Source organism: Aequorivita aurantiaca (genome assembly GCF_030410135.1).
GTDB lineage: Bacteria > Bacteroidota > Bacteroidia > Flavobacteriales > Flavobacteriaceae > Aequorivita > Aequorivita aurantiaca.
On record NZ_JAUGQQ010000006.1, the window covers coordinates 57,774 to 72,595 of the forward strand.

A 14,822-nucleotide genomic window follows, 5' to 3' on the forward strand; every position below is an offset into this window, starting at 1 on the left:
ACCGCTTTCCAGCGGTCTTTTTTTATTCTTCAAAAGTTACTGCTGAAGCAATGTTCGATAATAGAAAAATGCCAACGGCAATAGGTTACTCGTCATTTTTTACATTACTTATATAATAAAAAAGGAGCATAAATTAGTCGTAATCAGAAAACTATCTTCGAAAACCGGTCAATTCTACATAATTCTCTAAATTTCCATCTTTATAGTTCTCAATTTTTACGGTGCCCACTCCTCTGGCAACCCAGTGTTTTTGTGTAGTTGTGGAAGGGGGAATCATATTTGGATCCATGCGGAGATGGGTCGTAGATTCAATAAGAAAGCATTCAAAATTTCCTGCGAGCGTTTCCACATTTTCTTTTGCTGTTACTTTTCTGCCATAGGTTTGCGACGATAGATTTATTTCCATTCCACTAACGGTTGCGAAGACCTCGAAATAAGAATCGGATAATTCATCGCCTAGCTGTAAGTTATATGGAAGCTCCAGCGCACTTTTTTCTATTCTTCCATTATATTCATTTATAAATTGGTCAATCATTCCAGGAGGCATATTTTCTGATGGATCCATATATGTTACATCCCCATTGCATTTTACTTCCATTGTGGTATTATATATAGAGCCGGTGCTTACTAAGTTCCCAACTAATTCAACTTGGGCATTTACGCTTCCGCTGGCAGTACTTACATTGGTTACGGTTGCGTCCACAATTGTTTCCAAGGTTCCGTCACCTTTATAGTTTGAGTGTTGAAACTTTACTCCCAGTTCCATGGGGAACATTGCTGTGCAGGTTTGTGAAACAGCGACTACCGAGATAAATGCTACCATTACTACTGAAATAAATGCTTTCATGTTTATTTGTTTAGTTTTATTATCGAACACCAATGTGACTAATTATAAAATGAAAGGTAATATCAATTGCTGAATTTAGTCAACAGGCTGGTGCTTATAACATTGCCTTTTTTATCGTAATTTTCAGATTTTACCATTCCCACTTTTTCCGCGATCCATTGTTTTGCGGTTGATTGTTCCTTCATTCCCATTTTTAGATCCATGATGTAGGTAATTACGAAACATTCAAAAGTTCCGGCGGGCGTAGTTACGGTTTCTGTGCCCATTACTTTTCTTTCTGTCATTGCCATTTCCATATGCATCTTGATGCCACCCATGTCTATTTTCATATCCATATTTGCATCTTTAAGCGTTTGGCCCATAGCAAGTGTGTTTGGCCATTCAACATCAGTTCCGTTTATGGTATATTCCATATTGCCGAACTGCTGAAAAATTTGAGGATTCATTAGGGATTTTCCTTCTATGGCAATTTTATTCCCACCGCAAATAACGTTATATGACGTTTGTACGATTTCCTTTCCCCTGTCATCACTGATTATGGCATTTACGGTTCCAATTTTATCGGAACCTACATTTTTGATATCCAAAACCGTATAGTCAATTACACCACTAACCCGATCTTTTTTATCATATGTAGTAATTTGGAATTTGGCACCCTCAGAAAAAGGATAATATTTTCCGCAATCGTTCTGTGCTACTACACCCGATGCAACGAGGTGTAAGAGAAAAATGGTGATTAATTTTTTCATGGTATTCAATATTTTAATGTTTAATATCATTTATTGATAGGAATAATTAACTGTTACTGACGGTTCTGCGGGTTCGAAAATTATTTGGTTGGAACCTACCAATCCATTTTCGTTTTCCACTGGGATACATATAATACTTGGCACCAAAAAATAATTTGAAATATGTACAAGTGCATCCTCTGAATAAATATAGAGTTCATACAAGTTCAGCAAATAAAAAACCCTATCAACGTTCACATTTCTGAAAGGTCCTCCAATGGTCGTATTTGAGGTAAAGATGCAGGCATATGAACTATTGGAAATTTCCTTAATTTGATTTTCCTCACTGAAATACAGATTGAGTTCGCCGTCAATATTTGTTTCAAAACCCGTGGGCGTTTCGGTAACAGTTATAATGTAGGCACCAACGTCAAGGTTCACTATCTTTCCTTCAGCATTATAATTTATGACGGCTTCTTCAGTATAGGTAGGGGTGATACGTGTCAATTTTTTTAATTTATTTCCAACGTTATATTCATACATTTCCGTAGTTATTCCTGCCGTAAAGGTCTTGACGATCTTTGTGATTTGGTTTATATCGTTATATTCAAATTCGTATGAACCCGATTCCCCAGCACCCGTGGTGAAATTAATGGCTATGGGTATCGGACTTATTTCCAATTCCTCTGGCGGGTTGCTGTCATCGTCTTTATTGCAACCCATTGTGCCAAGAATAATGAGAATGGATAGAATTAATTTTGTTGTTTTCATCTTTATTTTTTTAAAGTTTAATAAATTCTACTCTTCGGTTTTGCTCTTTTCCCGAAGTACTATTATTGTCCGCAACTGGGTTTGCTTCTCCCTTACCGTCGGTTTGAATTCTTCCCATGTCTATTCCATATTGATTTACAAGCGCCGCCCGGACAGATTTTGCGCGTTCCTGTGAAAGTTTTTGGTTGCTATCCGCACTGCCCTCGGCATCGGTGTGGCCGATGATCATAATGCGCATATCCGGCACGCTTTGCATTGCTTCGCCTACTTCTTTTAGAATAGCTTCACTACCGCTTTTTATGGTGGCCGAACCTGTGTTGAAAAGAATAGCATTGGTGGAAAGCTTGCCCTCTGTAACCAATTTGCTGCGATTGTCTTGGCTGCTTTTTGCCATTCTGAAATTGCTGATATGTATTTCATCAAGGGCTCGGTCATCTCTTAAACCTCTTGTGCCTATTTTAAAACTCGTAATCCCTTCTGGCACTAGTCTTGGCACATCCACAATTTTATTGTCATTGAGCCAAACGCGCATCCGGGTTTTATTAATGGCAATGGAAACTCTTGATTTTCCATTGATGGTATTTCTGTAATCTTTTCCTATTTGATTTCTAAATTCCCGTTTCCCGTCCACTACTTTTTCTAAAGCACCTATATTTCCTATAAATTGGCAGGGCGTCAACTCGACCATACTCCAATTTCTGCCTTTTTCATATTTGTTATTATCAGAAAGAAACAATGTAACCATTGCTTGTGAGCTGGTTTTGTTATCAATTCCCGTAGTTAAAAGATCAAATTCTATAGTATAATTTTCTGGAAGATTGTGTGCTGTAATTGGAATAAACATGGAATTATTGGCAAGTCGGAACCATTTTTCACCATTTACCGTTACAATTTCACCACTTCCGTTTGTATCCCATTTTGCGGGAAAATCACCATCGTTATCTCTTGAAAAATTATCCTCAAATATGGCTACGTTACCCGGTTCAAAATCAAAATTGGAATATACGCTGGGGGTATTCTGCGAATTGGTTCCTGGATTGGCTGTTTCCGTATTTTCTGAGCCGCCTATTATAAAGCCGTTGTCGTTTTTATCTTTTTTGCGATTTTTTTTCTGTTCCTTTTTTGATTTCTTCGGCGCATCAACAATAGTGTCCAACACTCGATCGGTGCTTTTTGTGGTTTCTTTTTCTACGCGTCTTTCCACAGTGCGTTCCACTGCGTTTGTGGCTCTTTCTCCCAACTTCTCTAGAAATTGTGCTTGGCATAAACCGGCCATTCCTAACATTATAACTGTTAAAATTGTTTTCATCTATTTATTTTTTAAAGGTTACTTCTTTTATCACTTTATTATTGAGCATTATTTTTAGAGTATATATTCCCTTTGCCAGATTATTGATGTTCAAATAAATCTGCTTTCCCGGTACAATCCCCAGGCTACCGGAATATTGTTTTCTTTTATTCATTAATGGGGAAAGAAGGATGAAGCAAAGTTAAAATGGTGAGAATGGAGTACATGTAAATAATGTAACCAAAACTATAACAGATGTAACAAGCCTTTGTTTACGGCCTTTTGGGATGGAAAATTTAGTTCGAAATATATTCGGAGGGAGAACAGCCAAATTCCTGTTTGAAACATTTTGTGAAATAGGAGGGATCATTAAAGCCAACAGAATAGCCAACTTCAGAAATGGAAATCTTGTTAGTTTTTAATAATGCCGCTGCCAACTTCAACCGTTGTGAACGCAAAAATTCCGAGGAGGATTGACCTGTTAGCGCTTTCAGTTTTCGGTAAAGTTGCATTCTGCTTACGCCCATTGCGCTGCTGAAGGATTCGGCAGAAAAATCTGGCTCGGTCATATGTTCATCCAAAACTTTTTGAAGTTTTTCCAAAAACTTTTCGTCTTCCGAGGAAATGGCAATATCCTTTGCTATTAAAATGGCTTCCTGTGCAAAACGCTGCTGTAGTTTTCTTCGGTTTTCAATTAAATTTTCAACCGTTGCTTTTAGAAGCTGACTGTTAAAGGGTTTGGTAACATAGGCATCTGCGCCAATCCCCATTGCTTCCAGTTTGGAGGTTATCTGTGATTTGGCGGTGAGTAAAATAACCGGGATGTGTGATGTTAGTTGATGATCCTTTAAATGTTTTGTGAGCGTAAAGCCATCTTCCTCGGGCATCATCACATCACTAATCACAATATCTGGAATAAGGTCAATGGCGGCGGTAAACCCTTCTTTTCCGTTTATGGCAGTATGCACGGCAAAAGTCGTTTCGAAAATAGAACTCACATAATCGCGAATATCCTTATTGTCATCAATAACCAAAATAACCGGTGCGTCCTCAGGCAGGATAAATTCTTTTTCAACTATCATTTCTGCAACAGGACCAGAATCGAAATGTTCAATTGTTGTGTTTTCGGTGACTATCTGTGAGGTGTCGAACTCCGCTCTTTTTACGGGAATTGTAACTGTAAATTCATTTATTCCACTTTCCTCGCTCCGCAATAAAATATTTCCCTTATGTATTTCAACCAACTCTTTTGTGAGGGCCAATCCAATACCGGCTCCGGGGTTCTTGTGATTGGATTGATAAAAACGTTGAAATATTTTTTGCTGCAGTTCCCGGGGAATAAATTCGCCGGAATTGGTTACGGAAATTTCATATTTATTTCCCACTCTTTTTCCGTTGAGCTTTATAAACCCTTTTTCGGGTGTATATTTTATGGCATTACCCATTAAATTATAAATAATTTTTTCCAAAATGTCCTGGTCAAACCAATCTTCCTTTTCATCAATAGTTACGGACACAGCAAATTCAATATGTTTTTCTTTGCAGCTAAAATGAAAGGCTTCGGTCTGTGCAACTAGAAATTTCGGCACATTGGCGCGTTGTATATTCAATTTTAAAACCCCACTTTCCAGCTTCGCCAACGCTAAAAGTTGATCCACCAAATCTTTCAATCGTTGGGTATTACGGAGGGCAGATTTTAAATTTTTGGTTTCGGCAACAGACAGGTTTTTCGAAGCAAGTTGGTCTTCAATCGGTCCATTAATCAGGGTTAGCGGAGTTCGAAATTCATGAGATATGTTCGCAAAGAAGGTGCTTTTTGCAGTGTCCAATTCCTGTAATTTAAGGTTTGTTTTTTTTCGGTTTCGCAATTGGAAGAATAGAAAAATTCCCCCAAAGGTTACCAAAAAAACTATTGCCAATAAACTATTCCTTTGGTTGATTTTCTGTTGCTCTGCCAGTTGATTCTGGGTAGTCAGCAAGGCAATTTCCCGATCCCTACTTTCGGTTTGGTAGATGCCTTCAATTTCCTTGATTTTTGCGGCACTTTGCACCTGTTGGATGGAATCATTTATATTTTTTGCAATTTCTGAATTGTAAAAAGCCGCTTTGTAATTTCCCTGAAGCGCATACGCATCTGCCAGCAATAAATGGGCTTTTTGGTTGATGGTCCCGTTTTTAATTTCGCGATTATAGGTTAGGGCGTTTTCCAGAAATTTAATAGCCTCGGTGGCCTGTCCTTTATCAATATACAGTCCTCCCATTTGCAGCGCAGATTGGGCAGCTTCCAAAAAATATCCATTTTTCTTTTGAAATGCCAGAGAATTCTGGAAATAGGTTTCGGCTTTGTCAAGATTACCGTATTCCAAATTTATCAGCCCAAGATAGTTTGCTATTTCGCTAACAGTTCTTTCATCATTTATTTTTTCGAAAAAAACAAGGGCGGTGGCCAATATATTTTCTGCCTTTTTGTTTTCGCCTTTGTGATAGTACACTTGGCCCAAAAATACGTTTGTGGTATTAAAATAAAAGCTACCGGGGCCAGGCATTTTTTCGAATTCCTTGTTTGCTTTTAGGTAATATTTTTCCGCGGCATCATACTCTTTTAGTTCAAGATAGATATTTCCCAAACTTTGATAGGCTGCCGCAATAATATCTTCCCGAATTGGTTCCTTTTTATGGATGGAATCCACCAAAAGCAAGCGGTTAATGGCCTCTTCCATTTTATTTTGACGCGAATAGGCTATGGCAAGCGCATTTTGGGTGTCGGCCAAAATTAAATTTCCCGTATCTTCAAATTTCTGTGAAAACTCAATAGCTTTATTTCCCGCAGCTATTGATTTATCTATTTCGCCAAGTAGCGAATACGTTCGGCAAAGCCCGTTATAGCCTTGTGCCATCCCTCGGAAATAATCAATTTTTTTTGCCGCCGCTATCTGCTTTTGGAAGTAATAAATTGCCGAATCTGGTTTTTGTATACGACGAAAATAATGTGCCTTTAAATAATCCGCATTGGTAAGACTGCTCAAATAACTTTTTTCCGCACTGAATTTTTTCAATTGCTTTATATAAAACAAAGCACTGTCAGGATAGGCATTTATGGTTTGGGAGGCTTTGGTTGTATAGAAACTAAGCGTAATGGAATCCTCCGGCGTGGGTTTTTTGTCCTGTGAAGCGGTTTGGCCAATAGCGGTCGTCGCTATAAGCAATAGTACTATTGAGAGAAGGGCTCTCATAAATTATTAGAAAGTTGGTTTGTATATTAAATTTAATTAAAATACTTGAGCCTACCCTTTTCTAATCCTAAGTATTTATGAATTAATTGCTTGAATAAAGAATGATTCCGTCACTATCCCCTTTGACCACTATATATTTACTGTTTTTTCCATTTCCTTGACCGAGGAATGCGGCCGAAGTTCCGTACACCGGAAAACCGTTCAATATCTTGCCGTCCTTATCAAAAACGTACACCTTTTTTTCCTGGGTTTCCGTGATAGTCGCGAATGTTTCGCGGTTCAATGTAAACAATTGGGGTTTTGTGTACAGCCCGAGCGGAAGTTCTGCAAGTTTTCCATTTATTCGAAGTTTATTGTCGTCCAGGGTAACTTTAGTATTTCCTAAAATAGCAAACCAATAATTGCTGCCAACGTCCAATTTTTGCGAAGAAATTTTTCCATCCTGAGAAATTCGTTCCTTCGTATTCTCTTTTGTAATTACCACAAATGAATCATCTTCCTCGGCAACAGGAATCTCGGAAAATTGGAAAGTTTTTGACACCGAAACGCGTGTTTTACCAACTCTGCTCAAAATATTTATTTTTCCACTTTCCTCAGCTACCACAATATAATCCTTATTGCCCATCCTTAAATGTACGGGCGAATGTATAATTTCACTTTTAGCCCTGCCAAAACTGAATCCTTTAACCGGTTTTCCGGTTTGGTCATACATCAGCAGTTCTTTCCCCTGAACCACCACAAAACGGTATTTGCGGTTGTTGTCATAATCAAAAACTGAAAGTGGCTGTGTAACATTATCCTTAAATTTTATGGGGAATCCTTTGGCATCCTTTCCATTTCGATCTAAAATATGGAAAGCATCTTTAGTGACAAATGCAATGTGTTTGCCGCCGGATATTTCCACTTCTTCAATTTTGCCGAGAACGGCGGCACCGAGATTTTTCGTCCAAAGAATTTTTCCGTTTTCCGAAATAAAATAGAGTTTATTGCCCATATCCTGCGCCACAATATTGCTGTGCCCGTTGTGGCCATCCATAAGTTGCGGCTCGCCCAAAACTGCACTTTCAAGTTTTATGGCGAACTTTTCTGAAACCGAGCCCGTTTTGCGAATTGCCCCCGCGCCCGCTTCTTTGCAACTTAGAGTCACGTGGGCAAAATTTCGGTCAAAACTGAATTGGAGCGCCGCAATCGGAAATGCTTCAAATGAAATATTGTCTATTTCCTTATTGCTTTTCTCATTGAAAAAACCTGAAATAGCTTCGGAAAATTCCCCTTTCATTTTAAGGATCAAAAGGGAAGAAGCCGTACTCAAATCCGTTGCCGTATTTTCAAAATAGGAAGTGTTCCGCAACGTATTGTTGTTTTGGAAGTCGCTGATTATCTTTTGTGCGGTTACTTCGCTTTCAGTGAAAACGAAGAAATTGTCCAATTGAAGAACAAAGTTTGCCGCTTCGGAATTTATAAAAGGCGAAAACGTTTTTTCAAAAAGTGCGGGTTCGCTGAAAGATCTTATTTTAATGTCGCGGAATTCAGTTTTCTCGGACACATATCGCGCCAAAACATCGCCCGTCAAGGAAGCATCAATGCTTTTTATGAATATGGCTGTTTCCTCTTTAAAATGAATGGACCCAACCTCACTAACGGAACCAAAAATTCCAGTTGTTTGCGCGGCATCCTTTTCGTCGCGGAAATTCCGAAGTTTTTTTTGAAATTTCTCTGCATCGTTAAAAGTAAAACTCAGCGCGCCAATAGCATCAGTGGGTACCAATGCGGAAATATCGTTCTGTTGTGGCACTTGCCCTTCAAAAACGTTTAAAAGCTGGGGGATACTGTCCGTGGCCAGAGTAATTCCCGTTGCCTTAATTGATTCAGGTGCGATTGCTACATCCAAAGCGCTCCAGGAGGTGAATGCAATTTTTGTGGAATCGTTCAATGCAACTTTTCTCCCGCGGAGGATCGCCGTAAAGCCATTGGAGGAGGGCAGGTTGAAAACTTTCTTAAAGGTTTCATCGCGCTCCGTTTTTCTGTTTATAATATCCTGCACCAATTGTTGTGATGAGGATATTACAAAAACGCTGTCAATTATTGTGGAATAGGCAACTTCCTTGTCGAGGGTAATGCGTTGCAAGGTGTGGCCGTCCAAGATCAGGCTTTCAATGGTGCGGTTTTGAAGTGAATCTGTTCGGAAAAGATTTTTTGTAAGTCCGGAAATAAAAGTATATGCTGTTAAGGAGTCATTTATTTGGTTAATGCATAATAAACTTTGGGAGCTGGGGCGCAAATTTTGCAACAATACCTTCTTTTGAATAAAGAAATCATACGGTGCTGTTTTTTCAAATTTGGAAAGCAGGGAATTGTTGTCAATGTCATCACGCAGATTCTCAAAATTGGAAATCTTGAAAACTACTGCAGCGTTTTGAGGAACAAAATCCATCAAAGTTCCCGTTTTTGGTGGAGTTTTGTCACATCCTCCTAAAATTCCAAAAAATATCGGACTGAAAACTAAAAGCGCAAAAGATTTCTGAAAAATTTTTCCCATAACACAAAAATAGCAAGGAATACTAATGTTTCCATGGGTGCGTGAAATTGTTTATTGACGGGTTTTCAACAGCCGGAATTTTGTGGTTTAAAAATATCTGATTTTAAAACGACAGCTTTTTTGGACGGTTGTGAGATTGAATAAACCTGCCAATAAATTTTCAGGCAATTCAGATTTCCAATTCAAACTGTTCGGGAAACAGTTTGAAACTTTTTCGGTGAAATATTGTTGTTCCGTGATTGCAGATGGCTTCCCGGTGTTCAAAAGTAGGATAGCCTTTGTTCTGTTTCCAGTTATATTGCGGATAGGAATCGTGCAGCGTCGTCATATATTCATCGCGATAGGTTTTGGCCAAAATGGAGGCGGCGGCAATATGCAGAAACTTACCATCGCCTTTCACCACACATTCATAAGGCGTTTTTCCATAAGGTTTAAAACGATTTCCGTCAATGGCGATGAATTGTGGGGCGCATGAAAGGCCCTCAATAGCGCGGTGCATTCCTAAAATTGAGGCGTTGAGAATGTTTATCTTGTCAATTTCCTCCATCATAACATGGATAACTTTGAAACAAATGGCTTCCCGCTCAATAATTGCCTTTAGTTCCAAACGTTTTTTTTCTGAAAGTTGCTTGCTGTCCGTCAAAAAAGGATGGGCAAAATCATCGGGAAGTATTACGGCAGCGGCGGTTACCGGCCCGGCCAAACAGCCTCGGCCTGCTTCATCGGTGCCACATTCCAAAAGGTGTGGGCTAATTTTCAAATTTAGCATGGCACAAAGTTACTAAGTAAAATAGTTTTGAAAAAGGTTGCGTCAAATGTATTTCAATAACCGAAAATGCTGTTCTTTCTTTAACCCAAAAAAAATTACCTTTGTCCAAACGTTTTTTAGAGGATGAAAAAAACACTCTTGCTATTTTTTATTTGTATCGCTTCGGCATCGGTGTTTTCGCAAACCCCTTCTGCAAAAAAAGAGAAACCTCCAATTGATTATTATAAAATAATTTCGGCAGCCCGCGATACTACTTTTGTTGACACTACACTCTCTATCCAAAAAAAATATAGATTCAATTATTTAAGAAGGGACAATTTTGAGCTCCTTCAGTTTTCGAACGTGGGCCAAACCTATAATTCGCTCGCCTATTCGTTTGACCGGCTAAATTTGAAACCACTCTTTGTGGCGCAATCGCACCATTTCAATTATAAAGAAATTGAGGATGTAAATTATTATAACGTCCCAACCCCATTGACAGAGCTTTATTTTAAGACAGCCTATGCTCAAGGGCAGCAACTTGATGCTTTTTTTACGGTGAACACTTCGCCACAATTCAATTTTTCCATCGGTTATAAAGGGGTGCGTTCCTTGGGGAAATATCAACATATCCTAACCAGTACGGGAAATTTCCTTTTCACTTCAAATTATCACACCAAAAGCAAGCGCTATCTTGTGCGGGCACACGTGGCTGCCCAGGATATTTATAATCAGGAAAATGGAGGCTTGACGGAGAATTCCCTGCAGCTTTTTATAAATGATAGTCCTGAATTTAGGGACCGGGGTAGGCTGGACGTTAAATTTGAAGACGCGGAAAACAAACTTGAGGGCCTGCGGTTTTATGGCGATCATCGCTATGAACTGCTCAGCCGGCGCGACAGCACAGGTTTTTCGGTACTGACAATTGGAAATGTTTTAAGCTATGAGGATAAATTTTTTCGATACAATCAGAGCAATGCATATAAACCTTTTGGGCCTTCTTATGAAGCCACAAATTTGGCTACAAAAACGAAATTGGAAGATTTTAACGTAAAAGCCTTTGCGGATTTCAACAATTCCTTAATTGGAAGAATTAGTGCTTGGGCCGGATATACCGATTTCAATTATGGTTACAATTCGGTTTTAATTTTGGACGAACAGCGCATCCCAAATAGATTACAAGGAACTATTATTGAAGCCGGGGCGGGATATGAAAAGCAATACCGCGGTTTTAAACTTTCGGGAAAAGGCGCAATAAATGTGGCCGGCGATTTTGATGGCAACTATATTCAAGGGGCTGCTTCCTATGATTTGAATGAGGAATATAACGCTGAAGCATCCATAACGGTGCATTCCGTTGCCCCAAATTTCAATTTTTTATTGTACCAAAGTGATTACCAAAACTACAATTGGAAAACGAATTTGAACAATATAAAAACCCAGGAACTAAAGTTTGAAATAAACACAAAACGATTTGGAAACGCCTCGGTAAGCTACACCGGAATAGATGATTACGCTTATTTCGGCATAAAGGAGAATGACAGCACACCATCGCCATTGCAGACTTCCGAACGTGTGGATTACTTAAAAATAAAAGCGGCAAAGGAGTTTAGGTTTGGTGATTTTGCGTTGGAAAATACCGTGATGTTCCAACAGGTTTTGAGCGGCGAAACGGTTCTTAACGTCCCACAGCTAATCACCCGAAATTCACTTTACTATCAAAATCATTGGTTTAAGCGGGCTTTGTTTATGCAAACAGGCGTGACTTTTAAATATTTCACCCAATACAATATGAATGCGTATGATCCGGTGCTTGCCGAATTTTATGTACAGAATGACCAAGAACTGGGCGGTTTTCCTTTGGTTGATATTTTCTTTAATGCGAAAATTCGGCAAACGCGTATTTACTTCATTTATGAGAATTTCACTGCGCTCTTTGGCGGAAAGAATGAATATTTTGCGGCGCCCGGCCAACCCTATCGGGATAATGTTTTGCGCTTTGGATTGGTTTGGAATTTCTTCTTATGAGCGAATCAAAATAATTTAAAAACCCGCCACATTGGACGGGTTTCTTATTTGATTGTTCAAACCCTTCAACTTCGTTCAGGGTAAACTAAAGTCAAGACAAAAATTTTTCCTAGTCTCTCAAAAGTCCTCTTGAAATCACGATTTTCTGTATTTCCGAAGTGCCTTCGTAAATCTGGGTAATTTTCGCATCGCGCATCAAACGCTCCACGTGATATTCCTTTACATAGCCATTTCCGCCATGAACCTGAACTGCTTCTACGCTAACGTCCATTGCAACTTGGCTGGCGTATAGTTTTGCCATTGCCCCGCTCATATCATAATCATTGCCTTGGTCCTTATCCCAAGCGGCCTTCATCACCAAATGACGGGCGGCGGTGATTGAGGTGTGCATATCGGCAAGTTTGAATGCTATGGCCTGATGGTTGCAGATTTCGGTGCCAAACGCCTTTCGTACCTTGGAATATTCACGAGCCAAATCATACGCCCCCGCTGCAATTCCCAAAGCCTGTGCTGCTATGCCTATTCTTCCGCCAGAAAGCGTTTTCATGGCGAATTTAAAACCAAACCCATCTTCCCCAATTCGGTTTCCCTTTGGAATTTTTACATCGTTAAAAATAAGGGAGTGCGTGTCGCTCCCACGAATTCCGAGCTTGTCTTCCTTTGGACCGATTTCAAAACCTTCCCAACCTTTTTCAACTATAAAAGCATTGATTCCCTTGTGTTTTTTCTCTTTATCGGTTTGTGCGATTACCAAATAATAATCTGCAGTGCCGCCATTGGTAATCCAGTTTTTTGTTCCGTTCAAAATGTAGTGGTCGCCCTTATCTATCGCAGTAGTTCTTTGAGAAGTGGCGTCACTGCCGGCTTCTGGTTCACTTAGGCAAAATGCGCCAAGCTTTTCGCCTGTGGCAAGTTTTGTAAGATATTTTTCTTTTTGTTCTTCCGAACCGTATTTTTCAAGGCCATAGCATACCAATGAATTGTTCACCGAAACAATAACAGAGCAGGAAGCATCTATTTTGCTGAGTTCCTCCATCACCAAAACATAGCTTACGGTATCCATTCCCCCACCGCCGTATTTTGGGTCAACCATCATGCCCAGAAAGCCCAGCTCGCCCATCTTTTTTACTTGTTCCGTTGGAAATTTTTGGTGGTTGTCACGTTCTATTACGCCCGGTAAAAGTTCGGTTCGGGCAAAATCGCGGGCGGCGTCGCGGATCATTATTTGTTCTTCGGATAGAGTGAAATCCATATGCTTTTTTTTAGAATAAAATCTCGGTTTAAGGATTGGCAAAGGTACTTATAAAAAAAAGCAAATACCAAATACCAAATACCAAATCACAAAACCCAAATTGTAAACATCAGATCCGGAATATTGAATTCCAAAAAAGGTAATTTGGTACTTTCCGATTGGAATTTATTTGGAATCAATTTTTATGTGATTTCCTTGAAATTTGTTGCTTGTAATTTGGAATTTTTCAAATCTTGATTGTTATCTTTAAACGTCATCATTTTGAAAAACGTGAAGAAAAGCAAATACCATATTATAGGAGTAATGAGCGGGACTTCGCTCGATGGCATTGATTTGGCTGAAATAATGTTTAATTATGCCGAAGCAAAATGGAGTTTCGAAATCCTTGCTGCCGAAACCGTTCCGTATTCTTCTTATTGGAAAGAGGAACTTCGCGACGCTTTGAATTATTCAAAAGAAAAGCTGGAAAGGCTCGATTTTAAATATACCGAAAAGCTTTCCGAGGAAATTTCAAAATTTATAAAAAAGCACAACATTCTTGAAATTGACGCAATCTGCAGCCACGGCCATACAATTCTGCATCGTCCAGAAATTGGATTGACATATCAAATAGGCAATCTGCCGCGAATATCAAAAATGGTGGGGCAAACCGTTGTTTGCGATTTTCGGGTGCAGGATGTTGAATTGGGCGGACAGGGCGCACCGCTGGTGCCGATTGGGGATCGTTTGCTATTTTCGGAATACGATTATTGTTTGAATCTGGGCGGTTTCGCAAATTGTTCCTTTGAAAAAAATGGTGAAAGGATTGCTTTTGATGTTTGCCCGGTAAACATTGTTTTAAATAAATATGCCGAAAAACTGGGAAAGAATTTTGATGAAAATGGAAGTTTTGCTGCCGCGGGAATCGTGGATGAGAACTTGCTCCAAATATTGAATTCACAAAAATTTTATTCCGAAAAACCACCAAAATCACTCGGACTGGAATGGGTGAAGGAGCAAATTTTCCCACACATGGATACCTCGAAAATTTCAACCGAAGATATATTACGAACGTTCACGGAGCATGTTGCCATACAATTGGCTAATCAGTTTCAACAGGAATCTTCAGTTTTAGTAACTGGCGGAGGGGCATACAATTCATTTTTAATTGAAAGATTGAAAAGTATTAGTTCGGTTAGCATTATTATCCCTTCCGCAGAAATTGTGGAATATAAGGAAGCACTCATTTTCGGCTTATTGGGGGTTTTAAAACTTCGCGATGAGGTTAATAGTTTGGCGAGTGTTACCGGCGCGGCGAAAGACCATTCTTCGGGAAGAATTTTCCTCCCATAAAATTTATCTAAAATAAATTTAAACCCCTAACAAGTTTTTTATATTTGTCTTCACGC

General features: G+C 39.3%; 11 protein-coding genes. 2 read left to right on the forward strand and 9 right to left on the reverse strand.

What is annotated here, in order from left to right; translation table 11 throughout:
- Nucleotides 1–151: 151 nt before the first annotated feature.
- From QRD02_RS10150 to rnhB, 8 genes are all read right to left on the reverse strand, one after another.
- Nucleotides 152–847, reverse strand: a complete 696-nt coding sequence (locus tag QRD02_RS10150) for a TapB family protein (RefSeq protein ID WP_290254834.1) — start codon at nt 845–847, stop codon at nt 152–154.
- Nucleotides 848–909: 62 nt separating this feature from the next.
- Nucleotides 910–1,596, reverse strand: a complete 687-nt coding sequence (locus QRD02_RS10155) for a TapB family protein (RefSeq protein WP_290254836.1) — start codon at nt 1,594–1,596, stop codon at nt 910–912.
- Nucleotides 1,597–1,626: 30 nt separating this feature from the next.
- Nucleotides 1,627–2,346: a hypothetical protein gene (locus QRD02_RS10160; protein ID WP_290254837.1), complete on the reverse strand. Its 720-nt coding sequence runs from the start codon at nt 2,344–2,346 to the stop codon at nt 1,627–1,629.
- Nucleotides 2,347–2,356: 10 nt separating this feature from the next.
- Nucleotides 2,357–3,655: an OmpA family protein gene (locus QRD02_RS10165; RefSeq protein ID WP_290254838.1), complete on the reverse strand. Its 1,299-nt coding sequence runs from the start codon at nt 3,653–3,655 to the stop codon at nt 2,357–2,359.
- A 4-nt stretch (nt 3,656–3,659) separates the two neighbouring features.
- Nucleotides 3,660–3,809, reverse strand: coding sequence for a hypothetical protein (locus QRD02_RS10170; protein WP_290254839.1), 150 nt, complete (start codon nt 3,807–3,809; stop codon nt 3,660–3,662).
- 121 nt (nt 3,810–3,930) lie between these two features.
- Nucleotides 3,931–6,867 carry a tetratricopeptide repeat protein gene (locus QRD02_RS10175; protein ID WP_290254840.1) on the reverse strand — a complete coding sequence of 979 codons (2,937 nt, stop codon included), beginning with the start codon at nt 6,865–6,867 and terminating at the stop codon, nt 3,931–3,933.
- 82 nt (nt 6,868–6,949) lie between these two features.
- Entirely contained in the window at nt 6,950–9,406 is a 2,457-nt protein-coding gene (locus tag QRD02_RS10180) for a hypothetical protein (RefSeq protein ID WP_290254841.1), read from the reverse strand.
- Nucleotides 9,407–9,575: 169 nt separating this feature from the next.
- Nucleotides 9,576–10,175, reverse strand: a complete 600-nt coding sequence (gene rnhB, locus QRD02_RS10185; RefSeq protein ID WP_290254842.1) for a ribonuclease HII — start codon at nt 10,173–10,175, stop codon at nt 9,576–9,578.
- A 123-nt stretch (nt 10,176–10,298) separates the two neighbouring features.
- On the opposite strand from rnhB, the gene QRD02_RS10190 reads away from it, so the two are divergent.
- Entirely contained in the window at nt 10,299–12,182 is a 1,884-nt protein-coding gene (locus tag QRD02_RS10190) for a putative porin (RefSeq protein ID WP_290254843.1), read from the forward strand.
- Between the two features lie 109 nt (nt 12,183–12,291).
- On the opposite strand, the gene QRD02_RS10195 is transcribed toward QRD02_RS10190, so the two are convergent.
- A complete protein-coding gene (locus QRD02_RS10195) occupies nt 12,292–13,434 on the reverse strand; it encodes an acyl-CoA dehydrogenase (protein WP_290254844.1) in 1,143 nt (380 codons plus the stop codon).
- A 270-nt stretch (nt 13,435–13,704) separates the two neighbouring features.
- On the opposite strand from QRD02_RS10195, the gene QRD02_RS10200 reads away from it, so the two are divergent.
- Nucleotides 13,705–14,766, forward strand: coding sequence for an anhydro-N-acetylmuramic acid kinase (locus tag QRD02_RS10200; protein WP_290254845.1), 1,062 nt, complete (start codon nt 13,705–13,707; stop codon nt 14,764–14,766).
- Nucleotides 14,767–14,822 lie beyond the last annotated feature (56 nt).

What these genes read in the sequence shown, in the direction of transcription:
- QRD02_RS10150 (WP_290254834.1), bottom strand. Translation starts at nt 847, where the DNA reads ATGAAAGCATTTATTTCAGTAGTAATGGTAGCATTTATCTCGGTAGTC.
- QRD02_RS10155 (WP_290254836.1), bottom strand. Translation starts at nt 1,596, where the DNA reads ATGAAAAAATTAATCACCATTTTTCTCTTACACCTCGTTGCATCGGGT.
- QRD02_RS10160 (WP_290254837.1), bottom strand. Translation starts at nt 2,346, where the DNA reads ATGAAAACAACAAAATTAATTCTATCCATTCTCATTATTCTTGGCACA.
- QRD02_RS10165 (WP_290254838.1), bottom strand. Translation starts at nt 3,655, where the DNA reads ATGAAAACAATTTTAACAGTTATAATGTTAGGAATGGCCGGTTTATGC.
- QRD02_RS10170 (WP_290254839.1), bottom strand. Translation starts at nt 3,809, where the DNA reads ATGAATAAAAGAAAACAATATTCCGGTAGCCTGGGGATTGTACCGGGA.
- QRD02_RS10175 (WP_290254840.1), bottom strand. Translation starts at nt 6,867, where the DNA reads ATGAGAGCCCTTCTCTCAATAGTACTATTGCTTATAGCGACGACCGCT.
- QRD02_RS10180 (WP_290254841.1), bottom strand. Translation starts at nt 9,406, where the DNA reads ATGGGAAAAATTTTTCAGAAATCTTTTGCGCTTTTAGTTTTCAGTCCG.
- rnhB (WP_290254842.1), bottom strand. Translation starts at nt 10,175, where the DNA reads ATGCTAAATTTGAAAATTAGCCCACACCTTTTGGAATGTGGCACCGAT.
- QRD02_RS10190 (WP_290254843.1), top strand. Translation starts at nt 10,299, where the DNA reads ATGAAAAAAACACTCTTGCTATTTTTTATTTGTATCGCTTCGGCATCG.
- QRD02_RS10195 (WP_290254844.1), bottom strand. Translation starts at nt 13,434, where the DNA reads ATGGATTTCACTCTATCCGAAGAACAAATAATGATCCGCGACGCCGCC.